We start from the raw sequence: 21,695 nt of genomic DNA, 5'->3' as shown, positions 1-21,695 counted from the left end.
GAACGACGCGACGACATCCACGAGGCCTTCCTCGGCCTCGCCACCTGCCTCATCACCCACCGCCACGTCCAACGCCTTTGTTAGGACCCCTAAGCGGCTGTCCGTCTGATCGCGCCTCCGGGGTGCCACTCCATCGCGGGGCGTTCAGTCAAAAATTGCGAGGTGGTCGGCGGCGCCCCCGCGCCACTCGATCATGAAAAGGGTGGCGTCGTCGCTGGTATGCCCGCCCCGTTCGCTCTTCAGCATGTGGGACAGCCGGCGCAGATCCGCCCGCAGCCCTTGCGAGGGCTGCTCCCCCAGGCGGTTGACACAGTCAATGAGGCGTTCCTCGCCGAACAGCTCCCCGCCGGCGACGTGCTCCTCGATGATGCCGTCGGTGTAGCACAGCACGCGGTCGCCTTGCTGGAGCGTGTGCTCTCTGATCCGGGGCTCCTCACCGCCGAAACCGACGGGCAGCGTCGTCGCGCTCTCCAGCTGCTGAACGACCTGGCCGTCGCGGATCAGCAGCGGCGCGGGGTGGCCGGCGTTGACCAGCTCCATCGCACCGGTGGCGACGTTGATGTGCATCAACTGCGCCGTGACGAAGCGGTCGGGGCCGAACTGCCGGGAGATGGCATCGTCCATGAACGCGTACTTCTCGGCCAGGCTGATGAACACCCGGCGGGCGTGCCGGTAGGCGCCGATGGCCACGGTCGCCATCGTGGCGGCTTCCACGCCGTGGCCCATCGCGTCGATCACGGCGGCGTGCAGGATGTTGTCGTTGAGGGCGTAGTCGAAGCTGTAGCCGGCAACGCGGTAGGCGGGCTCCAGGATGCCGGCCACCTCGACCTGTGGCACGGCCATCGACAGCGGCGGCAGCAGGGTCCACTGGATCTCCGCGGACACACTCATCGGCTCCCGGCGCCGAGCCTGGAAGAACAGGTCGGTGTAGGCGTTCTTGGTGACCAGCAGATCGGCCACCAGGCAGGAGAGCCGGCTCAGCAGCCGCCGGTCGTCGCCGCCGACGGCATCCAGGGTGAGGGCCATCACGCCCACCGTGTCGCCGCCGTCCAGCAGCGGCAGATACATCCGTACGCCACCACGGGCCTGCGGCACTTCGACGACCTCACCGCGCAGAAAAGCCCGGCCGGCGTGGGAGCCGATCACCGATTCGGGCTGGCCGACGTGCAATTTCCTGCCCGGCAGCGGCACCAGCAGCTCCTGCGCGTAGTCCTGGAGCAGGATGGAGACATCACGACCTCCGACCCTGCCCACCTCCTCCGCGATCAGCGGCGCGATCAGTTGCGGCGGCAGCAGCCGCGCCCGATCCAGCAGCAGACCAAGCAGCCGCTCACCGAAACCCTCCGACCGGTCCTCCTCGATCTCCTCACCCATAGCCCGCTTCGCCGATCCTTCCTGCCACCACCCCGGTCACGCCTTTGCACAACCTGGCCTCGGAAGCCCGCTTGAGTAGCTCATTACGCCAAGCGCGGCATGTCGGCCCACGGCAGCCCACAGTCCGAACTGACCACGCCGAATGCTTCCAGCACCTGCTCCCGGGTCTTCCCCGTCGACCCTTACCGGCGTGCCTTCGTCCCGCCCACGCGGAGCCCGAGAAGCTCGTGCAATGCGGTGCCGTTCTCCGCCCAGCGCCGGAGCCGGTCCCGATCGACCCAGTGGACGCTGTGTCTGTCACCCCAGGCCATAGCGTCCCGGGTGAAGGAGCCGTTGGTAACGACGACGGCGTGGTTGGCACGGTGGGCAGGGCCTGCCGTCCCCTTCACCGCGTGCATCACCGACGACCCCACCTTCCCACCAACCCGTGTGTGCTTGGCCTGCACGACGATCCGACCGCGGTGTGTGTGGTCGCTGATGACGTCGGCCGCCTGATCGCCGCCACCGCCTACACGGCGTGCCAGCCAGCCGTCTCGGACCAGTAAGTCCTGTAGGGCGTATTCGAACTCCCGGGCGTCCATGGCGTCGACCTCGGCCAGGGTGATGCGCAGTGTGGCCAGCCGCTCGGCGTCACGCCGCCGACCGCGTACGGTTCGTGCGACTCGCCAGACTCCTATGGCTCCGGCCAGCAGGATGAGGGCCAGCAGTATCGGCCACGCGTCTTGGAGTGCTTTGACGGCTGCGGCAGCCCTCCGAACGGCCAGGACGAGGACGGCCAGCGCCACGACCGCGGCCGAAAGGACCTCAGGCGCGCCGCGTGGGCGTCGAAGGCGTGACCGCTTGCGTCCCATCAGCGGGCGGCGGGGGTGGAGGCGGCCGGCTGCGGTTGTGCGGGGGGTGCTGTGGTGGCAGCCTCGCCGAACCCGAACACCTGCCCCCATAACCAGACGCCGGCCCCGAGGCCGGCGATCATCCAGCCGCTCATCCGCTTCGTGCTCCGCTGTGTGGGGTTGCGGCGAATGTGGGCGCGTACTCGGTGAAACCCGTCCGGTACCTTCGACATGGTGTCTCCTCCCGTCGGCGAGCCGCGGTTGCGGCCGTCACCTCAAATTGGTGTAGCAGCGGGCACTGACAGAAATTGATGGATCATCATGGGTTCGAACCGAGCCAGATCGCCATCAAGCCAGCCGCCTCGCACGGTCTGGTTGCCCGTGGGACTGGCAGTACGGGCCATTGACCTCGGCGGACCGACCAGGACAGCTTTCGCGTGCCTCCGTCCAGCTCGCCGCATCCTCGCCAGTATCGGCAACCGTGTGCTTCCTACCTGCAACAACGACGTGCCCTCCCCATAGGGATACCGTGATGGCGAATGGCGAAAAGCAGCAGGCGCACACGCCGCTGTTTGCGCCGGAGCCGCTCCCGAGCAGCCGATGCAGTCGACAAGCATGGGCAGGACTCCCGAGGGTGTGGGATCGGACGGGGATAGGGCCTGTGAACGGCGCCGGGCTGCAGGACCACCGCACACGCGGGGTCGACCTGATCGATTTGCCGATCGGCGTGGGCGGCTTCATCGTGGCTTGACGGTTCCTGGGTGCGCGAGGACGACCGGTCAGCAGGGTGACGAGTCGCCCATTCGTGCCATCCCGCGGCAGGGACGAGGGCGTGACCGTGTGAGTGATCGACATGGCATCGGACCATCGGTCATCCCTGCGGGCAGAGCGTCGACCGGAAACAGAGGGATGGGCTCGTCGCACTGGTCGGGCCCCACCGGCATCGACTAGATGGCAGCAGCTGGGTCCGCCTACTCAGCGGAGTTCTGGTTGCGACGTGCGCTACAGACTGCGCCGACCTTCCGTACGGACCACGCGGCGGCGGTGAAGAGGGCGGCTGCAGTGAAATTGCCGAGTACGTCGTTGAGGAGGAAGTCGCGCAGGACGATCCAGATCATGTTCGGCTCCGGAGCGGGATGTGGGGAATCGGGTCCGGTCCGACTGTGTGACCTGATGTGATGTGTCCAGCGTCTGACGAGGCGTCGAACCTGGTCAACGTGGCGGGATGCCTGGACATGGCTGGTCTGGGCTGGACAACTGGGAGAGTGCGGATGGCGCGGCAGAGGAGGTTCGTCCAGCGTCCGAACGCCAGGGAGCTCGCGGTGTTCATCGTCCGCATCACCCGTCCGCGTTCCACCCAAGAAGTACACGAGCTCATGGGGCAGCCCAGCCGGGCGACCTGGGCGAAGTACATGAACGGCTCGGCGATCATCCCGCAGAGAACGCTCGGCGCCCTGGTGAGAGCCGTGAGTGGAGCGGACAGCCGCCGGCTCACTTCCCACATGCGTGAGGCGAACCGGCTCTGGAAAGCCGCCGACGAAGAGTCCCGGCGCCCTGAGGACGAGGCTGGCGAGTCGGCGCTGGTCCGCCTCCACGAGCGGCTCGCCCAGGCGACGGAAGGCCGGTTCCGGGCCGAACTGGCGGCCTCAAAGGCGAACGCGACAGTGAGCACGCTGCGGGATATGGGCGCCCTTATGGGGGCGCTGATCGATTCCACGAAGGCGCAGCTGCGACTGGCCACGGACCGTGAGCGCGCGGGTCTGAAGCTACAGCTTGGCGAGGCCCAGCGACGTTCGGAGCGGATTGCCCAGGAACTGGCGAGGGCGCAGGCCCGCCGATACACAGCGGAGCAGGCTCAGGAGGCCCTGGCCAAGGAGATGATCGCGGCCAGGGAGGAAATCGCGCGGCTGCAACAGACCATCGAGCAGATCTGGGTGCCGGACCTGCCCACCACCGCGCCCGTCGCCCTTCTTCCTGCACCGGAGGTGGTGATGGAAGCATTGGACGAGAGGCTTGCGGCCATCGTTGGCGAAGCTCCCGCAGCCGACGAGGAAGTTGCAGACCTTGTCGAACTGGCGAACCTGGAGCCCGACGCCTCCCTGAAGGCTCCGCCCAGCATCGTCGGTGAGCTCATCGAACCCGGTGATCCAGAGCCCTTGCTGCCCCCGGACGGCACCACGGACGGGGCTGCCCAGCGGCCGGGCGCAACGGTCCGGCGGTCCAGGACTGTGGTGGACAACGCGCTACCCAGCGCTCCCCCGCCGCACCACACTGCCGTCGTCGCGGTGTGCCTAGCCCTTGTGGCAGCGCTGGGAATGTCGCTCGGCTGGGACCCCCCATCCTCAACGGCCTCAGTGCGCGATCCCCTGAACGGGCGTAACGGCGATCGTCTGACCATCGGCGTTTCGATCGACTCCCCTGGACTGGGCGATATGAGCAATGGCACCTTGCGAGGCTTTGAAACATCGGTAGGCACATGGCTCGCTCAGCACCTCGGCTTCGGGAGCAGCAGCGTTCAGTTCGTGGCGCTGACCGCGTACAAGCGTGTGCAGGCACTGCGGCAGGGGAAGGTGGACATGGTCATCGCCCATGTCGAGATCACCGACGTCCGGAAGAAGGAAGTTGCCTTTGTTGGCCCCTACTTGCGGAGCTACCACGGTGCTGTCGTTAGAAAGGGCGACAAGAGCATCTCCTCCTTCAAGGACCTGGCCGGCCGAAGGGTCTGCACGCGCACGGACTCCGACACTCAGATACAGCTGCTCAAAGACAATGGCGCGCTGGTTCAGACGCTCCCCGGGCTCAAAGAATGCGTCACGGCTCTTCGCCGCCACGATGTGGAGGCTGTCGTCGACGCTCAGGTGGACCTCTTCGGCTATACCGAGAAGTACGACGATGTCGAGGTGGCACCGGCGGTGACAGACGGGCAGCCTGCCGGCCTCTACGCCGTCGCTCTCCCTCAGGGAACGCCTGATAGTTCGTGCAAGAAGGTGTATCGCGCCCTGCAGGAATACGCGCGCTCTCAGTGGGCGGCGAACTTCCAGACCAACCTCGGGAGCGTGGTCAAAGCCTTCCCCACCACATGGAACGCCTTCGCCCCCTCGGAGGGCGACATGAACCGATCCTCCTCCTGCACCACACCCTGAGCCAACAGCGACCGGGGCCTGTAGCGCATTCCTCGGATGGCGGCCAGGCGGGCGCAGAAGCAGGTCGTCGAGCATGGCGCGTGTCACCAGATGTTCCGTTCGTGCCGACGGCCCCGGTTTGGCTCCGACGGAGATGCTGGCCCTTCGCGTCTTGAGGTGGAGGCTGCGGCCGCACGTCTGGAGCAGGCCGTGGCACAGCTGCAAGCATGACGCGGCCGCGTGCACAGCCTCGTTCACCCGCCCGAGCACGCCGGTTCACCGGCGAAACGCCACTGCACTCGGCCTGAGCCCGGTCAGCCGGCGGCCGCCGCCGACCCTTCGCCGAAGCCGGATACGTCCTCGAGCCCCACGTCCAGGCGCAGCCGCTGGAACCGGAGCGGGTCGCGGTAGACGCCGCCGCGGTCGATGGCGCGGTCGGCGCTGACCTCAACTCCCCCGCCCTCCTGGGGGCCGCGTACTCCCGGCCCTCAGAGCCTCCCCCAGACTCCGAGGGCTTCCCCATGCCAACTACTCCACGCCTGTTTCCGGAATGGATGTGGTCGGGCCATCCGCCGCTGCGGCCGAGGCTCCGCCTGCCCGGCGGCCCAGGAAGTACGTGATTCCCGCGACCGCAAGCGGGGTTAGGGCTGTTCCGAGCGCGGTGATCCAGGACGGTCCGTCCGGGCTCTCGGAGGCTGTGCTCGGTTGCGCGAGAGTGACGACGATGGTGACCGGCGGCCCGCCGGGAACGGCGATCGGAACACTTGCTGACGGCTGCGACGTGGGTGGGGTCTTTGAGGGGGCTGGTGACGGTTGTGCGGTTGTAGATGTGGGCGACGGTGCGGGTTGCCGTTGTTGTAGATGTACGCGGTCGATCTGCTGCCTATGCGAAAACGCGGTGAAGAGGGCGAGCATGCTGCCCAGAACTGCCGTGGCAATGGCCAGGCCCGCCCATACAGTCCAACCTGAACGCCTGTGGCGTCGTTGTGGCACATGGCGCGGTGGTTGCCGCTCCCAGGTCTGCCCATTTTGTCCCATAGTGTGCCATCGTCTCAGTGCCCCACATGGTTGGAAGCAGAGCACGCCGCATGGGGGCCGGTCAGCGGCCGTCTGCGGGGCAATCTCCTCGGCGGCCCGCTCGGCGGTGTCCGGCCACGGGCGGGCGCGGACCGCCTGGTCGTCGTCGAGGTGAACCGGTCCGTGCCCGAGAGGGCGGCGCGTGGTGCTCATCACCGAAGTCCCGCAGCCAGGTTGGGCGGCCGCTGCGGTGGTCCGGGAAAGAGCCGATCCAGTTCCCGCCCACCCCGTACCTGAATCGGTCGCTCTGTCCCTTACAAGGCACGCACACAGTGCGTGCCCACCTCGGGCTGGCACAGCCCTACCGTCCGAGCCATGACGAACACCACTCCCAGCACCGTTCAAGAGACCCTGGGCCCGCGGCCCTCCCTGCCACCCGGCCGGCCCCCGCAACGCACCTGGATCGCGGGCAATGGTCGGCCTCTCGTTCGGAATGAACCCGATCACCACCCTGCACCACGCCACCAAGACCGCGGGCTCCCTCGCCCTGCGCGAAGCGGACGTCACGGTCAGCGCGTTCGGCGCCCTGCTCTGCACGGGGGACACGCCCTCGGCCGCCCTGGAAGCCCCCGCGGCAGCCGCCCGGCAGGCCCCCGCACCTGGAAATCCATGCCGTCGCCTGGGCCCGCGTACCCGGCCCGCGCGAGGGAACAACCGAGTACCAGCTCACCCCTACGCGCACGGCTTGTGTGGATTCTTGCGCGAGCTCGACCAGCAAGGGTGCGACCTCATCATCGCCTCCCTGCCGCTGGAGGACGGGATGGGGCTGTCCGGTGGTCGCGTCGGGTGAGTCGGCGAGGTCGGTCAGCTGCGTGCGGAGCAGGGAGCGGGGCCGCTTGGCGACGGGCGATTTGCTCGGCGGGTCCGGCTGCGGCGGGAGCTCGGCGAACTCCTCGGCGCCGCACGCCGTCACCAGCAGCTTGAGGACTCCAGGCGGGTCTGCTCGGAGTTGTCCGACCCCCGGGACGGGTCGGCGGCCTTGCGTACGCGCAGCTGCCCGGTGCGGGCCAGGCGCAGGTAGACGTCGACCGGCTCGGCGGCGAAGACCTCGCGGATGCCGGCGTCGTCGGCGAGCGGGTGCTCGGCGTGGGCCAGGGCGCGGGTGTACTCGCCGACCACCCACTTCACCTGGCGGGCCCGGGACGGGGAAATCAACGGCCAGGACGTCACTTCGGCGGCCGCCGCGTTCAGCAGCTCGGGGCCCGTCAGCCTGCGGTCGACGACCTCGACGTCGGCGTTCACGACGTCACCTCACCGCGAGCGGAGGTGACGCGGCCGCGGACGACGGATTTTGGGGGAGGACGGGGGAGCGGAGCTTGCGGCCTCTCTGCGCCCCCTGTGGCTGGACCTGGCCGAGGCGGTCGGTATCGCCGCGAGCCGGGCGGCGTCCCGCTGGGACAGCTCGGAGGTTCTCGGGCTGCCCCGGGCGACTGCCGAGGATTCGCTTTCATGATCCGCCACCGGGCGGACAAGCTCGCCGGCGCGATTCTCGCCGAAGCGCAGTCGTCACGTAAGGAACCGGTAGAGCCTGTCGAACCCGCGGTTGCGCCGGCCGCTGCATCCGCCGCAAGTCCGTCACGCAACGGTCCTGCGGAGTCGCGCGCGCTCTTCACCGGTGGCTGTGCAGTGGCCACGGCACATGTCGGCGAAGCAGGCCAACGCGGTAGCGGCGGGGGCCACACTGGTCAGCCGGGACCGCGCGACCTACAGCTGGGACGTGGTGGCCGCTGACGGCAGCATCCTCGGGCACGTCGAGCCCGCGTACCAGGCCGGCCGGCGCAGGGGTTGGCAGGGCTGGGCCACCCAGCTGACGCGCTCCTCCGACCCGCACCGGCATCCCACCCGGGACGCCGCCGGGGCTGACGCCCTCGGGCAGTGGATCCGTCTCGTCACGGCCAAGCCCCGGCACTGACGTCCGGCCGCCCCCGCTAGTGTGCCGGCGGGGTGGCTGCCCAGGCCGGGCCGCGGATGACCCGGTTCTTCCATCCCCATCACGATGCGGCCGGACTGCGGGCCCTGGTGCTGTTCAAGTTGGTGACCTCAACTCGCCTTGGGGCCTACCTGGTACCAACCCTGAGGTCAAGGACGATGACTAGCGAGTGGCTGTCCAGGACAAGGGTCTGCTCCCAGGACAAGGGCCTCCCGGACAAGAGTTCGCGGGCGCCATCCGGATGCGGCTCATGCTCACATGACCGAGGAGCAGGCCGCCGACAACACGGGCGCCGCCTCGGGTCGCCGGCAGTGGGCCGATGACCCGGGCTCGCGTGTGGTCAGTAGCCGCTGCTGTCGTAGATCCGCTGGCCGGAGTACGTGCCGCCCTGGCAGTACCAGTAGCCGCTGCTGTGTTTCACCGGATTTCCGCCGCCGTACTTGCAGTCCGCCGAGGAAACCTGGGGTGTGGCCGCCTCGGCCGCGAAGGACCCGGTGGCGCTCATTCCTGCGAAGGCCAGGGTTGCGAGAGCCAGGCCGAGTAGTCGTCGAACGCGCATGCCTTACTCCTCTCGGGGTTAGCCCGTTTGGGCCTTCCCAGGATGACTGCGCGGGGTGTCTGTGGCGTGCGTGACTAGTCCAATCGGGTGATTCTGGGGGAGTGGCAGGGTGCTGGGCCGAACGCCTACAGGCCTTGGCGCGCCCGGGGAGTCCGCTGACCGGAGAGCCCGGGGCTGAGCGCTGCCGGTACGGCGTCGGGGATCAATCGAACCGTGGTTATCGGAGAGATTGATCATGGGCCGGGCACCGCGGCGGCGTTCGGCGACAGCCCCAGGTCGTCGCCCGCGAAGATGAGGACGCAGCCCAGCTTCTGGGCCGCCCGGCGCCATCCGGGCGGCAGCGTCAGACGCAGCGGGTGCAGGAACGGCGCGCTCAGACGGGGTGAGTGCGCGCTCAGCAGGCCCTTCGACAGGCGGACCTGCCACCCCTCAGCCGCAGGGACGGACAGGATGCTGTTCCGTGGCGGCCAGGTGGAGTCCGGCGCCGAGCGCGGAGGAGACAAATGAGGTGACGGTGTCGGCCCCCGACACCGTCACCTGCCGTTGCGGGTCCTCCAGGAGCAGGTGGGGGATCGCCCCTCGGGATAATCGACCAGTGCGGCCTGGGCGTTCACGCCGGTGGTGATGGGCATGCCCGCATCCTCGCGGAACCACCAAGCGGCCAGGGCCCGTTTGCGCGCGGGCCACCCGATCGTGCGGTCAGTCGACCGCGTGCAGCTTGGGCCGCGGCGGTGGAACTCCTCCCACGCCAGGATCCGAGCCGTCGGAGAGCAGGCCAACGCCACCCTGAAGAGTTGGCGGCTCCTGCGCAAACTCCGTTGCAGCACTGCCCGCATCACCGACATGGTCAAGGCCGTCCGGCCTTGCACCTTGCCACGGCAGCCTGAGGTCGCTGTGGCCGGAGGCATGGACAAGGACAGCGCCACCATTAACGAAAGCAAGGAAGACCGCTCACCGTGACAGACGTCAGAGTCACCTACGACAAGACCGTGAACGCAGCGTACGTATACCTCACCGAACCGCAGGCCCGCGTGAAATCCGCGCGCATGTATCCCTGCGATCCAGTGGGCGTCGACGGCATGATCAACCTCGACTTCGACGAGCAGGGCCGCCTCATCGGCATCGAGGTGTTGGCGGCCAGTTCAAAACTGCCCGAGTACCTGCTCCAGACCGCGGAGCGGCTGGATACCGAAGGTGCATGATCAGTAGAGCACCGCGTTCGCGGCACTGCGGTGCGCCTTGCAGCAGGATGGAAAGGCTCCCTGACGTCGATGAAGTCTGGGGAACGTGAACGCAGAACAAGGAGGGCATCTATGACATCGCTGGACCTGCTGGTCAAGCAGCATGTCGCCCCAGTGATGAAGGCAGCCGACTTCAGGAAGTCCGGCCGCACCTTCCGCCTGACCGCCGGCAACGGCGACCAGGCCGTTCTCGGGTTCGCCCGTCACTACGTAGACCCTGATGCGGCCGTCTTCGAGGTCGCCTATCACATCGTTCCATCGCCGTACTGGGCGGACCAGCATTTGAGGACAGCATGCGGAGGGCCGCGCACCCGATGGGTGCGCGGCCTTCGCAGTTGCTGGGTTCCCGGCTCGGCCGGGAGAACGTCACCTCCGGCGGATGAGGGCGAACGCTGCGGCCAGTGCTGCCCCCACGGTGGCCACTGCCCCGATCGGGGCGGTCAACGACGGGTGGACGACGCACACGTAGCCCGTACCAGCCAGAACGATGACGATCACGAGAACCAGGAGCAGCGTCTGCACCGGGTCCATGCCCTGCGAAGCCGGCTGGGGCTGCGCGGGCTCCTGCTGTTCGTTGGCGGACAAAGAGGTTCCCCCTCGGCCTCGAGGGTCCGCCGTGTGCTGGCGTCGACGGACCCGACTCTCCAGGCCCACGCACAGCACGAAGGCCCGCCACCAGCCGGCAACGGGCCCACAAAAAGACATGGGTGTCCCTGGCTAGGGCAGAGGCCTTGCTTAGCTCAGGGGTGAATCGTGCACTGTCGTCCTACCTTTCGATGCCCTTGAGGCCTACCCCGACAGAGCCGGCCTCACACACGCGCACCGGTGATCCGCGAGACTGTGCGGATGATCGCGCGCCGCTGCTGGGCACCGGCCCCGCTACGCTGCCGCCCCTCCGCCCGTGCTGGGCCTGCGCGGACCGACCCCTGAACACGTCTCCTCCGAGGGGCACCTACAGCTCGTCAGGCAGGGCGACCGGGGGAAGACCACCGGGCTGGATGCTGTCGACCGGGGCAGTGACCGGCGACGTGTGACGGCAGCCGGACCAACCCGCGGTCGACAGCACCACGAGACCGGGAGCAGCCGTGCGAAGGCTGCTCCCCACAGTTGCCATTGCACCCTACTTCCGGGCGAGGCCTGCCGTTGACGCGCTGATGCAGGTGTCAGCCGCACCCGGACAGAGTGCTCGCGTCCGGGAGTGCCGCCCCTGATTCCCGCTTCTCTTATCTCTGGATTTAACCTCGGGCCGGCCCCGCCACGGTGCCCGCACTCGGCAGCCTCCGGGGCGCGACCGGCGATCTGCTCGTCCGCCCCGACCATCCGCAGGCTGTCGATCAGCCTGGCCACCCCAGCCGGGCTGTTGAGGGTGACGCCAGCGGCGGGGTCACGGGCGAGCAGGGCCGTGACCTGCTCGCCCGCCCCGACCTTCCGCAGGCTGTACAGCAGCCTGGCCACCGCGCCCGGGTTGTCGAGGGCGACGTCAGCGGCGGCCCGAGCGGCCACCCGGAAGGCCCTCACCCGTTCACGATGCCCCAGCCGAAGCCTGCATCACCCGTCCACAACCTCCGGGGGTAAACACCCCCAGAAGCCGCCAGAGGGTCCCGCACACGGGTCAGCCGGCGCACTCCGCGACAGCTCGGAAGGTGACGGTCCCCCCTGTGGGGAGGCGGATCTCTACCGCCCATGTGTCGCCTGTCGTGCCCTGCCTCTGGTTACTACGCACAACGTAGTTCTCGCTCCCCGTACTCCAGGCCAGGACCTCCCACCCGCCACCTGTGAGGCGGCTTCCGGCCGGGCATGTGGCGGTCGCAGTGGCCACGGTCCCGGAGACTGCGTCTCCTTCAACTTCGAAGGTGGTTTCAAGGCCTGCGCCGGTGGCGCCGGGGGCGCCGGTAGCGCCCGTGGCGCCGGTGGGTCCTGCCGGTCCGACCTCACCGGTGGCGCCGGTGGGTCCTGCCGGTCCGACCTCACCGGTGGCGCCGGTCGGTCCTGCCGGTCCGACCTCACCGGTGGCGCCGGTCGGTCCTGCCGGTCCGACCTCACCCGTGGCGCCGGTCGGTCCTGCCGGTCCGACCTCACCCGTGGCACCGGTAGGCCCCGCCGGTCCGACCTCACCGGTGGCGCCGGTCGGTCCTGCCGGTCCGACCTCACCCGTGGCACCGGTAGGCCCCGCCGGTCCGACCTCACCCGTGGCACCGGTAGGCCCCGCCGGTCCGACCTCACCCGTGGCACCGGTAGGCCCTGTGGCGCCGGTAGCCCCCGTCGGTCCGGTCGGTCCCCGCTTGCACCGGTCGTGGTCGAACAGCCCGTCCCGCCCGGATGCCTCCGAGTCGGCCCCGGGGCCCCCGTGGTACGGCCTGCAATCCTTGTCGATCGGGTCCGCGGCTTCTCCCGCGCTGGCGGTGTGCGTGCTTGCCTGTGCCGCCGTGACCATGGGACCGGCGATCCCGGAAAGTACAAGGGCCAAAGAAGCCATGGCCCCGCGGGCAGCCCACCGCCCCCGCCCGTGCACAGGGCCCAGGGCCCACTTCGTCCTGCGCTGACGACTCATACATAGCTCCCTTGCAACACTGAGCCGGCTGATGGCCTGGAAGCAGCACCAGCTCCCCAGGCCACATCGGCACACCAAGGAGGCTGCTTGAGTAGGTTCATCCCAATATCAGCAAATCGGCCTATCGAAGCCTGTACGGAAGAAGACAAGCTCCCTGTCGGCTCCACTGGCGGCCTGAGCACCACCGCGGACCTCCCTCGCTCGCCCGGCCCCTGCGTCAGCGTGACCCGCACGCGGCGCGACGGCCTGGCGGACGAGGCCGTACGGCGGAGCGGGGTCGCGGGCCCGGGCGGGTCGCTAGGAAGAGAATTCGAACACATGATGGAACGCACCATGCCTATCTGCCCGGCGCCTTGTCAGATTTACGCGCTAGGTTCCCCGTCATGGATGCAGGGGATTGGATCGCTGTCGGTTCCATGGTTGTGGCCCTCATGGCTGCCGGCGTCAGCATGCGGCAGGCCAGGCATGCGAACCGTCAGGTCAAGGCCGCGGAAGAACAGGTCGCGGTCGCACGGCAGCAACTTGAGCATGCGGAAGTGGTGCATCGAGAACAGAACGAGCCGTACGTCGTTGTCGACATCCAGCCTGGAGACTCCATGTCGGGTGTCCTCGTGGTCGTCGTTGAGAACATCGGTTCCACGATCGCCCGCAATGTGCGGATCTCCGTGGACCCCCCGCTCGAATCGGGCTGGGGCGAGGACCTGACCGAGATGCTGAGGCGAGCCTTCTCTCGCACGTTCCCCCTGCTCCAGCCAGGACGCCGACTGCAGTTTCTCCTCGACGAACAGGAGCGCTTCCAGAACACCGCCCTGCCCACGACGTACACCTTCACCGTCCGCTGCGAAGGGCCGTACGGGCCGATGGAGGAGATGGAGTACGTGGTCGACTTCGGCACGTACGCCGAAATGCTGCTGGTGCACGGCCCCCTGAAGGGCGTGGAGGACAAGCTGAGCAGCATCCGGGACCAACTCAAGGGCCTGGCCGCCAGCTACAAGGAGAGCAATGCCGCGGCCATAAGAGAGGAAGCTCAACACCGCTCACGTCAGATGCGCGGGCGGATGGACCAGGCACGGCTTCGCCGCGAACAAACAACAGCGCCCGCCATCGAGGGCCAGCAGCACGGCGAAGAGTCCCAGACCTAAGCTTGTCGTTTAACGTCCGGCTTCGAACAGGCGGGCCTGATGCTCACCTGTCCGCACGGCCTGTCTCAGGAAGGCCTGCCTCATGTCCGCCCGCGGCGCAAGCGCAGTCGGTCAGGGCATGATCGACTCCGATTGGACTCGGTGGTGGGGTGGTGTGACGTGAGCGAGTGGCGGACCGATCCGACGTTCGCGATGTGTCGGGCGTTGGCGGACGGGGCGGAACTGTCCTCGTTCGTGGGCGGGCCGTTCGATGTGAGGGCGGTGGTGGCCGACATCCGGCCCGAGGCCAAGGACGGATTCCTTCTCGACGAAGTCCCCTGGGGGCACTTCCCGCTGGGGGATCATGTCAGGGAGGCCATTCACCTGCTGCACACCGGCACCTCGCCCGTTCGCACCGGAACGGGCGAGGTGAGCGGAATGTGCGCCAACAACATGCGGGCCGCCGCCGTGCTCGCCGTGCCGTTCCTGATCCGGATCGCCGCCGACACCCGCCACCCGTACCGTGCCGACGCTCGCCGAGGTTTCCTCCCCGGCCCGCGCCCGCTACTTCGGCGTCGCCTCGCGCCGCGAACTGCTGCTCCACCGGGCCGACACCCAGTACGACGACCTCTACGACGACTACGGTGTCGAGGTGACCGGCTACCCGGCGGGCTGGTCGGTCGCTGGCGCCCGGATCGCGATCACCGCCGACACCGCCCTCCTGCAGCCCCTACTCGGCGACCCCGACCCGGCGATCCGCATCCACGCCGCCTACGCACTGGCCACCGACCCCGACCGGACCGTCCGTGCCGCCTTCCGCACCCGTCTCGCCTCCCAGCAGGACCCGATCGTCCGTGCCGCCCTGGTCCTCGCCACCGCCGAAGCCACCCGCGCCCACCCCCACCCGCCGACCACCGCGTGGATGCGAGAGCAATGGCAGGACCCGGCGCAGGAGCCCGAGGTCCGGCTGGCCGCCGCGGTCGGCTGGCTCTGCCTCACCGACGAACCCGCCCCCGACCACCTGGGCGCCGCCGTCGACCGCCTCGCCACCGACAAGCGCGCCCACGCCATGGACGACCTGCCCTGGATGGCCATCGCTGGCGAATCCGGCCAGAAGGGACTGCAGCGCTGCATCCGAAAGATGCTCCACCCCGAACAGCCCGACCCTGCGGAATGCGACGACCCCTGGTGCCCGCGCCACTGACGGCGAGAGCAAGCCACCAGCGCACCCCGGCTCGCTGCCCGCAGTGGGCAGCGAAGGACGTTCAGATCCAGTTGCCCCAGCCGAACGTGGCGATGTAAGCCCGTCGGACGGCGTCCCAGCCGCGGCCGCTGCCGATGTGAATCACTGCCAGCGCAAGAAGGAACCAGGCCGTGAAGGCGCCAGTAATGATCAAGGTCCATCGAGGGCCGGAGAAACTGGCGACCACGATCAAGGCGATGACGGTCACGCCGAAGCCCATGTGGGCGGCGGGCAGATCAGAGCGCAGTGCCTCGCGAACAGAACCGGGCCGTGACGTCGGCGCGCCGTTCTCGCTGGTCAAAAACCCTGCGAGCCCAACGGAGTCCTGCTGCCAACCGGGATGCACAACGGGTCAACTGTCACGCTCAGAGGCTAACTGGCGTCCTCAAGGGCCGGCTATCGCGCTTAAACAAGTTGGGGCAAGCAGGTGTCGGCGCCCTTACTTGTTCGGCTCCTCGCCTGTGCCCGCGTCGGTGCGCAGCTTCAGGACCGGCATGTCGGCCGTCTTGGCCCGTATGGCCTGGCCCGTGTCGTAGGTGACGAGCCGGACCGGGCCAGCCGCGATGGCGCGGGCGGAGAGCGCCCGGTCGATGTTCTCGTCGTCGGGGAGGGGCAGGCGGGTGTGCCCAGGCGGGTCGAGCAGGACCTCGACCGCGTGCGGCGCGCCCGCGTCGTCGTCGAGGTGTTTGTCGAGGACGGCGAGGGTGTAGCCGGCGCGCCATCGCGTCTGTCGGTCCTTGGACTCCTTCAGTCGGTCCAGTTCGTCCACGACGACCATGGGGAACAGCACGCGGACCGGGCCGGTGATCGCGGCGAGCGCCGCAAAAGTCGACGTCCAGGAGCTTCGCATCGTGCTGGATGTAGAAGCTGGTGTCCGGTAAGAGGAGCGAGATCCCGCTCGGCCACCTCGCCATCTGGTCCTGGAGCGCGTCGATTGCGTCGCCGAGGGCGGCGATACGCTGCTCGATCTCCAGGCTGACCAGCCCGTTCACCAGCCTCTGCTTATCGCTGCCAGCCAGGTGGCCGACCCCGTCCAGCAGTGTCTGGTGTGTCCGTGTGCGGATCAGCCGACCTGCGGCTGGCGGGCCATGGCCGAGTACCCCCTCGCCTGGACCACCCTCCTCAAGGACACGCCGCTGTACGAGGCGGACGTCGACCTGTCCGGGCCGCTCGCGGACTACGACGCGCACCTGTCGGTGATCCGAGACGCGGCCGTCTAACTCCCCCCGGAGCTCACCGGGCTCCTCACCGAACTCGTCCGCCGGCTCGACGGCCTGGCCACCGAGAAGCCGCAAGGCCCGCGGAGGGCGGCGGCCCCTGCGGAATGCACACGTCCGCGCGGACTGCCGGGCGTGACCGCGTGCCTGTGGGGCGGGCGGCGGGTGGCAGGCCCCGTGGCAACGGGGCGGGCGGGGGTGAGCCACCGTGCCCGTGTTGACGTGGGGCAATCGGGACGGCCCCCGAGGGCCCGCAGGGCGGTCCTGCACTTGGGTTCCCGTGTTCCGGGGCGGGATAGGGCGGCGGAGCCCTTGGTCGCCATTCCGCTGATCCGTTCGATGACATACGCTGCCAACCGGGCGAGGTGATCCATCCAGTCAGTAGTGAGTCGAGAGGTCGATGGCACGGGAGCCGATGGCGCACGGACGGGACACCGGTCCGCCGGGGGTCGGTGGCACCTGGAACTCGACGCTGTCGTCCGAGGAGTTCGCCGCGGTCAGGGGCGTCGGGTTCGATCCGGTCGGACAGGTGTTCGGCACGACCGTCTTCAACCGGTCCCCTTGGAACAGCCCGGGCCAATGGGCGGGCACCTGCGGCGCGGAATGGTCCTCCTCGATGCGGGTGTCGTCCTCCTCGCAAACGGTGCAGTCGATGTACGCGGCGCGGACGCTGGCCCTTACCCGCGTGGTGGCCGAGTGCCGCACGCTCGGCGGTGACGGGATCGTGGGGGTGACGCTGCGGGTCGGCAAGTTCCCCGCGGGGGGTCTGGAGTTCACCGCGTGGGGCACAGCGGTCCGGGCCCGTTCGCGCATCAGACCGCGCCTTCCCTTCACCTCGCACCTCAGCGGCCAGGACTTCGCCAAGCTCATGGACCGCGGATGGGTTCCCACCGGACTCGCCTTCGGCATCGCCCTCGCGACCCGGCACGACGACTGGCGTACCTCCCGCCGAAAAGCCTGGACCGCCGAGAACCAGGAAGTCCCCGCGTACACCCGGCTGCTCCACCACGCCCGCCAGGACGCCCGGGGACGACTGGCCCTCGAGGCCGTGAAGCACGGTGGCGACGGGGTGGTGGTGGAGGGACCGGAGCTGACGGTGAGTGAGAGCGAATGCCCCGGAATCGAAGGCGCGCGCGACCTCACGGCGGAGGCGGTCTTCGTCGGCACCACGATCGCCCGGTACCGCCGCTCCGAGCGGCCCGCCGGGCCCGGGACACTGACCATCATGAGACTGGAGCGCGAGCGCTGACATGACGGAGCGAACGGGGCAGGGGCCTGCTGGGGGTACCGCAGGGCCGGCTGCGGAGGGCGTGGCCGAGGACGCGATGCGGCGCCTCGCGCAGCTACAACCGGGCGAGAAGGGCTCGCTCTTCACCTCGGACCTGACGGTGAACGAGTTCCTCCTGGTGCGCGAGGTCGGTTTCCGGCCCCTCGGCCTGGTCCTCGGCACCTCCGTCTACCACGTCGGCATCCAGTTCGGCCGGTGGTCGAAGAACCAAGAGCTGACCAAGCTGTCACAGGCCATGTACGACGCGCGCGAGCTGGCGATGAACCGCATGGAGGCGGAGGCGAGCGCCCTGGGGGCGGACGGGATCGTGGGGGTGCGCCTGGACATCGAATTCAAGGAGTTCGGCTCGGACATAGCCGAGTTCATCGCGATCGGGACGGCCGTGAAGGGGGACGGCGCCGACCCCGGACCGGGCGGGACCTGGCTCAACAACAAGGGCAAGCCGTTCACCTCGAACCTGTCCGGCCAGGACTTCTGGACATTGGTCCGGGCTGGATACGCGCCACTGGACATGGTCATGGGCTCGTGCGTCTACCACGTGGCACACCAGCGGTTCGGCCAAGTACTCGGCAACGCGGGCCGCAACGTCGAGATCGAGCCGTTCACCCAGGCGCTCTACGACGCGCGCGGGCTGGCGATGAGCCGCATGCAGGCGGAGGGGAACGCCCTGGAGGCCGAGGGGATCGTGGCGGTGCAGTTGCAGCAGCACTCTCATTCCTGGGGGTCGCACACCACCGAGTTCTTCGCGATCGGGACGGCGGTGCGTCCGCTCCGCGACGACCACGTCATCGACCGGCCGACCATGGTGCTGAGCCTCGATGCCTGAGATGCCTGAGATGGAAGTGGAACTGCTGGCCGCGGCGCTGCGCCGGGACAGCGCGGACCTGGACCTCTACGCCAACGTGCTGTTGGCGAGCCTGGCGGACTCGCTGCCGCCCGGCGCCATGCGGGTCACGCGCAGGCGTTCCGTCGCCGACCGGGTGGCCGGGCGGGAGGGTTCGGTCGCCGAACTGGACGTGGCACTCGGTGAGCAGCGGCTTTCTCTGCGGATGGACCGGGGGCGGGTGACGGGGGAGGTCTGCCACGAGGTCCGGGGCATCGTGCTCTCACGGCGCCCGGTGGGCCTGGACGAGTGGATCGACACCCTGGCCCGGTCCCTGGCCGGCGTCGCCGCCTCGAACGCCCGAGCCCGCGAGGCCCTCGAGCGCTTCCTGGCCTGACCTTCGCCAGCTCGCCCCGTCAGCCGAGCCGGGCCGGGGAGGAGGCTCCCGGGGCCACAATCGGGTGCTGCCGAGTCGAGCGACTGCTGGCGGGGGCACAACGACCAGGGCAGGCAGGGCCGGACCCCGACAACAGACCCCCCGAGCTCCGGCACGACGTTTCGGTGTCGTTCTGCGGTCCGGAGCGTGGGGCCGGTGTCTTTGCGGCCACGTGCCGTGACTCACGCCGCCGTGGTGCGGAACGTGCTGGGGCTGAGGCCCTTGTGGCGTTTGAAGGCGGTGCTGAAGCCGAAGGCGTCGGCGTAGCCGACGGTCTTGGCGATCTGGGCGATGCTGAGGTCGGTGTCGGCCAGGAGTGCCTCGGCGTCGTCCATGCGGCACTCGGTGAGGTAGGTGAGGGGCGGACGGCCCATCAGCTCGGTGAAGCGCCGGGCGAACAGTGCCCGGGAGACGCCCGCTTGAGCGGCCAGCGACGCGACCGTCCAGCTCTCGGCAGGCCGCCCGTGGAAGGCGTGCAGGGCGGGGGCGAGGACCGGATCGGCGAGGCCGCGGTACCAGCCGGGCGCGTCGGCGCCCGCCCGGTCGAACCAGGTGCGCAGCGTGCAGACCAGAGCCCAGTCGAGGAGCCGGTCCATCAGCGCCTGCGAACCGGCGGAGAGCCGGGCGGCGTCGGCGGCGGAGTTCTCCAGCCAGGCGCAGACCTCGGCGTCCTCGGTGATGACCAGGACGGGCGGCAGGGCGCGCAGGAGCCGTTCGTGGCGGTGCCCAGAGGCGCGGTAGGCGCCCACGATCAGCGCGGTCGCTCCCTCCGGGCCGGTGCCCCAGTGGATGCCGTCGAGTTCCTGGCCGGTGCACGCGGCGTCCGCGGTGAAGCAGTTGATCTCGTACGCGGTGTGGGGGCGGTGGACAGTGGCAGGCTCGTCCGTGAGGCGGAACCGTGCGGGGCCCCGGACGATGGCCGTGTCGCCCGCGCCGATCGCCCGCTCGGTGCCGTCGGACAGCAGCAGCGTGCCGCCACCGCGCAGCACGCTGACCATGGTGAGCGGAGCGGCGTCGGCGAAGGTGATACTCCAGGGCGCCGTCAGGACGGCATGGCTGACGACCGAGCCTTCGGCCCGGATGCCGCTCAGCAGTGAACTCAGAGGATCCACAGCGCAATCGTAGACGATCTCCTATGTCCCGGAGAGTTTCTCCCATGGATCATCTACGGTGCCGCGGTTGTACTGGACTCACTGCACAGATCGAGCCCTCGGGAGACACCGTGCCGCAGCACAGCAGTGACACCAGGACAGCCCTCGTGGTCGTCGCGCACCACCGCAGCGATTCCCTCACCGCCCACACCGCCCGCCGCGCGGCTGCCCAGCTCGAGGCCGCCGGATACCGCATCGACCTGCTCGACCTGCACGCCGAGGGGTTCGACCCGCGGATGAACGTGGAGGACCAGCCGGACTGGGGCAACCGGGAGAAGCCGTACTCGGACGAGACGCACACCCACATGCGGCGGATCCTCGACGCCGATGTCGTCGTCGCCGTCTTCCCGGTGTACTGGCAGAGCGTGCCCGCCGTCCTCAAGGGATGGATCGACCGCGTATGGAACTACGGGTTCGCCTACGGCCGCAGCAAGCCCCGCCTGGCGGGCAAGCGCATGCTGTGGCTGGCCCTGGCCGGCGCCACCGCCGACGACCCCATCGCGGAGTCGATGCGGTCCGTCCTCGAGGCCAACCTGAGCGACGGCATCGCCTACTACTGCGGCTTCTCCCGCTCCACCGTAGGTCTGCTCCTGGACGCGGAGGAGCGATCGCAGCGCATCGACGCCGAGGGCAATCTGCTGGTCGGCGAAGCGGTCGCCGGCGCCGAGCGGGAGGCGCAGTACACCGATTTCGACCGTCGGGCACGGAAGTTCGTCGAGGAGTTCCTCGCGGACGAACTCGTCGCGGCCTGACGGCCTCCGGATCCCCGGGGTGACACTGCGGCAGTACGTGCGGCACCGGCGGCCGGGGCTGCCCGCGGTGAACAGCAGCGCCCGGTGACGGTCCAGTTTCCGCTCGTACGCCACCCCCTCCCGCAGCGCCGCCGGGTACTGGGTCCGCCAGACCAGCCGGACGCGTCTCTGCATGACGGCCGTCGGGTCATGCCTGCCCCGGCCAGCGGGGGGCAGGCCGGGAGCATGCGGGGCGGAGCCGCAAGGGCGGTCACTTCCCTATGTTCCCGTGCCGCACTGCCAGCTGGACCCCGAGCTGGGCCTGCGGACCTGTGATGCGCCCCTGTCAGCGACCGCCTCCATCGCGAGGTGCTGGCGGGCGGCGCCTGCTTCACCGCGAAGTGCTGCCGTTTTGTGCGGGCTTGCGCAGTTCCTAGGAGCGCCCGCAGCTGCAGAGCCAGCGCTGACCGTGGAGAGGGCACCGAACGCGCACCGGCCGGCGGCTTCGGGCGCGTTCACACCGCCCAAGAGGGGGCTGTCATCGTCCCGACCAGCGGGAGAGGCGGGGCGCGGTTCGCAGGTCCCGGACCGCTTGGCGGACCACAGCCCGCTGTGACTGACAGCTACCCGCCTTCTCCCTTTGCAGCCCGCTGCGACCAGCACCGGCGCAGCCGCTCTCGGAGGGAGACGCTGGCGGCGGCCCGGGAGGCTGTCCGCCTCCGTGGCGGCGGTTGCGCGAGCGGCTGTACGCGGCACAGGGGCTGTTGTTGGTACGGCGATCAAGGCCGATGGGGCAGCGATGCGGCGGCCAGAAGCTCCTTGGCGGAACCGCTGAGGGACTGGCGGGTGCCATCCGGGTTCAGGGCCTGGGCCTGAAGGTGGTCGTGCATAACGCTGTAGCGCCGCACGTCGGACCGTTTCTCCAGGTACAGGTCGCTGGTGAACCGTTCCATCCGCCGCCCCCACCCCGGGATCGTCCGCAAAGTCGAGGATGGAGAACT

General features: G+C 69.2%; 22 protein-coding genes and 1 pseudogene. 12 read left to right on the top strand and 11 right to left on the bottom strand.

Features of this window, described 5'->3' with window-relative positions; all coding sequences use genetic code 11:
• Nucleotides 1-144: 144 nt before the first annotated feature.
• The 3 genes from ACWGIF_RS19650 to ACWGIF_RS19640 form a co-directional block, all read right to left on the bottom strand.
• The gene (locus tag ACWGIF_RS19650) at nucleotides 145-1,374 is read right to left on the bottom strand and encodes a PP2C family protein-serine/threonine phosphatase (RefSeq protein WP_453498985.1); all 1,230 of its coding nucleotides are present in this window, start codon (nucleotides 1,372-1,374) and stop codon (nucleotides 145-147) included.
• Between the two features lie 182 nt (nucleotides 1,375-1,556).
• Nucleotides 1,557-2,225 carry a restriction endonuclease gene (locus tag ACWGIF_RS19645; protein ID WP_453498983.1) on the bottom strand — a complete coding sequence of 223 codons (669 nt, stop codon included), beginning with the start codon at nucleotides 2,223-2,225 and terminating at the stop codon, nucleotides 1,557-1,559.
• A gap of 950 nt (nucleotides 2,226-3,175) precedes the next feature.
• On the bottom strand, nucleotides 3,176-3,322 hold the full coding sequence (locus ACWGIF_RS19640; RefSeq protein WP_453498981.1) for a hypothetical protein: 147 nt from the start codon (nucleotides 3,320-3,322) through the stop codon (nucleotides 3,176-3,178).
• 204 nt (nucleotides 3,323-3,526) lie between these two features.
• On the opposite strand from ACWGIF_RS19640, the gene ACWGIF_RS19635 reads away from it, so the two are divergent.
• Entirely contained in the window at nucleotides 3,527-5,347 is a 1,821-nt protein-coding gene (locus ACWGIF_RS19635) for a transporter substrate-binding domain-containing protein (protein WP_453498979.1), read from the top strand.
• A 1,468-nt stretch (nucleotides 5,348-6,815) separates the two neighbouring features.
• On the top strand, nucleotides 6,816-7,193 hold the full coding sequence (locus ACWGIF_RS19630) for a hypothetical protein (protein WP_453498977.1): 378 nt from the start codon (nucleotides 6,816-6,818) through the stop codon (nucleotides 7,191-7,193).
• Between the two features lie 119 nt (nucleotides 7,194-7,312).
• On the opposite strand, the gene ACWGIF_RS19625 is transcribed toward ACWGIF_RS19630, so the two are convergent.
• Nucleotides 7,313-7,645 (bottom strand): hypothetical protein, encoded by a 333-nt coding sequence (locus ACWGIF_RS19625; protein WP_453498975.1) that lies wholly within the window; start codon nucleotides 7,643-7,645, stop codon nucleotides 7,313-7,315.
• Between the two features lie 397 nt (nucleotides 7,646-8,042).
• On the opposite strand from ACWGIF_RS19625, the gene ACWGIF_RS19620 reads away from it, so the two are divergent.
• The gene (locus ACWGIF_RS19620) at nucleotides 8,043-8,315 is read left to right on the top strand and encodes a hypothetical protein (protein ID WP_453498973.1); all 273 of its coding nucleotides are present in this window, start codon (nucleotides 8,043-8,045) and stop codon (nucleotides 8,313-8,315) included.
• A gap of 358 nt (nucleotides 8,316-8,673) precedes the next feature.
• Here ACWGIF_RS19620 and ACWGIF_RS19615 read toward each other — a convergent pair whose 3' ends face one another.
• Nucleotides 8,674-8,892, bottom strand: a complete 219-nt coding sequence (locus tag ACWGIF_RS19615; RefSeq protein ID WP_362628075.1) for a hypothetical protein — start codon at nucleotides 8,890-8,892, stop codon at nucleotides 8,674-8,676.
• A gap of 233 nt (nucleotides 8,893-9,125) precedes the next feature.
• The gene (locus ACWGIF_RS19610; protein WP_453498971.1) at nucleotides 9,126-9,395 is read right to left on the bottom strand and encodes a hypothetical protein; all 270 of its coding nucleotides are present in this window, start codon (nucleotides 9,393-9,395) and stop codon (nucleotides 9,126-9,128) included.
• A 232-nt stretch (nucleotides 9,396-9,627) separates the two neighbouring features.
• Between ACWGIF_RS19610 and ACWGIF_RS19605 the strand changes: the two are divergent.
• Both ACWGIF_RS19605 and ACWGIF_RS19600 read left to right on the top strand, forming a co-directional pair.
• A pseudogene (locus tag ACWGIF_RS19605) lies at nucleotides 9,628-9,779 on the top strand (IS5/IS1182 family transposase); the annotation flags it as partial.
• Between the two features lie 69 nt (nucleotides 9,780-9,848).
• Nucleotides 9,849-10,094, top strand: a complete 246-nt coding sequence (locus tag ACWGIF_RS19600) for a DUF2283 domain-containing protein (RefSeq protein ID WP_453498969.1) — start codon at nucleotides 9,849-9,851, stop codon at nucleotides 10,092-10,094.
• Between the two features lie 405 nt (nucleotides 10,095-10,499).
• Here ACWGIF_RS19600 and ACWGIF_RS19595 read toward each other — a convergent pair whose 3' ends face one another.
• Nucleotides 10,500-10,718, bottom strand: a complete 219-nt coding sequence (locus tag ACWGIF_RS19595; protein WP_453498967.1) for a hypothetical protein — start codon at nucleotides 10,716-10,718, stop codon at nucleotides 10,500-10,502.
• Between the two features lie 2,349 nt (nucleotides 10,719-13,067).
• Between ACWGIF_RS19595 and ACWGIF_RS19590 the strand changes: the two genes are divergently transcribed.
• Together ACWGIF_RS19590 and ACWGIF_RS19585 are read left to right on the top strand one after the other, a co-directional pair.
• Nucleotides 13,068-13,826: a hypothetical protein gene (locus tag ACWGIF_RS19590; protein WP_453498965.1), complete on the top strand. Its 759-nt coding sequence runs from the start codon at nucleotides 13,068-13,070 to the stop codon at nucleotides 13,824-13,826.
• Nucleotides 13,827-14,328: 502 nt separating this feature from the next.
• Nucleotides 14,329-15,009: a HEAT repeat domain-containing protein gene (locus ACWGIF_RS19585; protein ID WP_453498963.1), complete on the top strand. Its 681-nt coding sequence runs from the start codon at nucleotides 14,329-14,331 to the stop codon at nucleotides 15,007-15,009.
• Between the two features lie 61 nt (nucleotides 15,010-15,070).
• Here ACWGIF_RS19585 and ACWGIF_RS19580 read toward each other — a convergent pair whose 3' ends face one another.
• Both ACWGIF_RS19580 and ACWGIF_RS19575 read right to left on the bottom strand, forming a co-directional pair.
• Entirely contained in the window at nucleotides 15,071-15,349 is a 279-nt protein-coding gene (locus ACWGIF_RS19580) for a hypothetical protein (RefSeq protein WP_453498961.1), read from the bottom strand.
• Nucleotides 15,350-15,487: 138 nt separating this feature from the next.
• The gene (locus ACWGIF_RS19575) at nucleotides 15,488-15,898 is read right to left on the bottom strand and encodes a PIN domain-containing protein (protein WP_453498959.1); all 411 of its coding nucleotides are present in this window, start codon (nucleotides 15,896-15,898) and stop codon (nucleotides 15,488-15,490) included.
• A gap of 238 nt (nucleotides 15,899-16,136) precedes the next feature.
• On the opposite strand from ACWGIF_RS19575, the gene ACWGIF_RS19570 reads away from it, so the two are divergent.
• The 4 genes from ACWGIF_RS19570 to ACWGIF_RS19555 all read left to right on the top strand — a co-directional run bounded on the left by ACWGIF_RS19570 (nucleotide 16,137) and on the right by ACWGIF_RS19555 (nucleotide 18,773).
• Complete coding sequence (locus ACWGIF_RS19570; protein WP_453498957.1) at nucleotides 16,137-16,268, top strand: hypothetical protein; 132 nt, start codon at nucleotides 16,137-16,139, stop codon at nucleotides 16,266-16,268.
• Nucleotides 16,269-16,665: 397 nt separating this feature from the next.
• Entirely contained in the window at nucleotides 16,666-17,514 is an 849-nt protein-coding gene (locus tag ACWGIF_RS19565) for a heavy metal-binding domain-containing protein (RefSeq protein ID WP_453498955.1), read from the top strand.
• Between the two features lie 61 nt (nucleotides 17,515-17,575).
• Entirely contained in the window at nucleotides 17,576-18,379 is an 804-nt protein-coding gene (locus ACWGIF_RS19560) for a heavy metal-binding domain-containing protein (protein ID WP_453498953.1), read from the top strand.
• On the top strand, nucleotides 18,372-18,773 hold the full coding sequence (locus ACWGIF_RS19555; RefSeq protein ID WP_453498951.1) for a hypothetical protein: 402 nt from the start codon (nucleotides 18,372-18,374) through the stop codon (nucleotides 18,771-18,773). The genes ACWGIF_RS19560 and ACWGIF_RS19555 overlap by 8 nt, the downstream gene beginning before the upstream one ends.
• 221 nt (nucleotides 18,774-18,994) lie before the next feature.
• On the opposite strand, the gene ACWGIF_RS19550 is transcribed toward ACWGIF_RS19555, so the two are convergent.
• A complete protein-coding gene (locus tag ACWGIF_RS19550; RefSeq protein ID WP_453498949.1) occupies nucleotides 18,995-19,924 on the bottom strand; it encodes an AraC family transcriptional regulator in 930 nt (309 codons plus the stop codon).
• A 110-nt stretch (nucleotides 19,925-20,034) separates the two neighbouring features.
• Between ACWGIF_RS19550 and ACWGIF_RS19545 the strand changes: the two genes are divergently transcribed.
• A complete protein-coding gene (locus tag ACWGIF_RS19545) occupies nucleotides 20,035-20,715 on the top strand; it encodes an NAD(P)H oxidoreductase (protein WP_453498947.1) in 681 nt (226 codons plus the stop codon).
• Between the two features lie 758 nt (nucleotides 20,716-21,473).
• On the opposite strand, the gene ACWGIF_RS19540 is transcribed toward ACWGIF_RS19545, so the two are convergent.
• On the bottom strand, nucleotides 21,474-21,647 hold the full coding sequence (locus ACWGIF_RS19540) for a hypothetical protein (protein ID WP_453498989.1): 174 nt from the start codon (nucleotides 21,645-21,647) through the stop codon (nucleotides 21,474-21,476).
• Nucleotides 21,648-21,695: the final 48 nt, after the last annotated feature.

It is taken from the genome of Streptomyces sp. NPDC054849 (assembly GCF_053610945.1).
The sequence above is the reverse complement of the archived record's forward strand: the minus strand, read 5'-3'. Positions and strand labels throughout refer to the sequence as shown.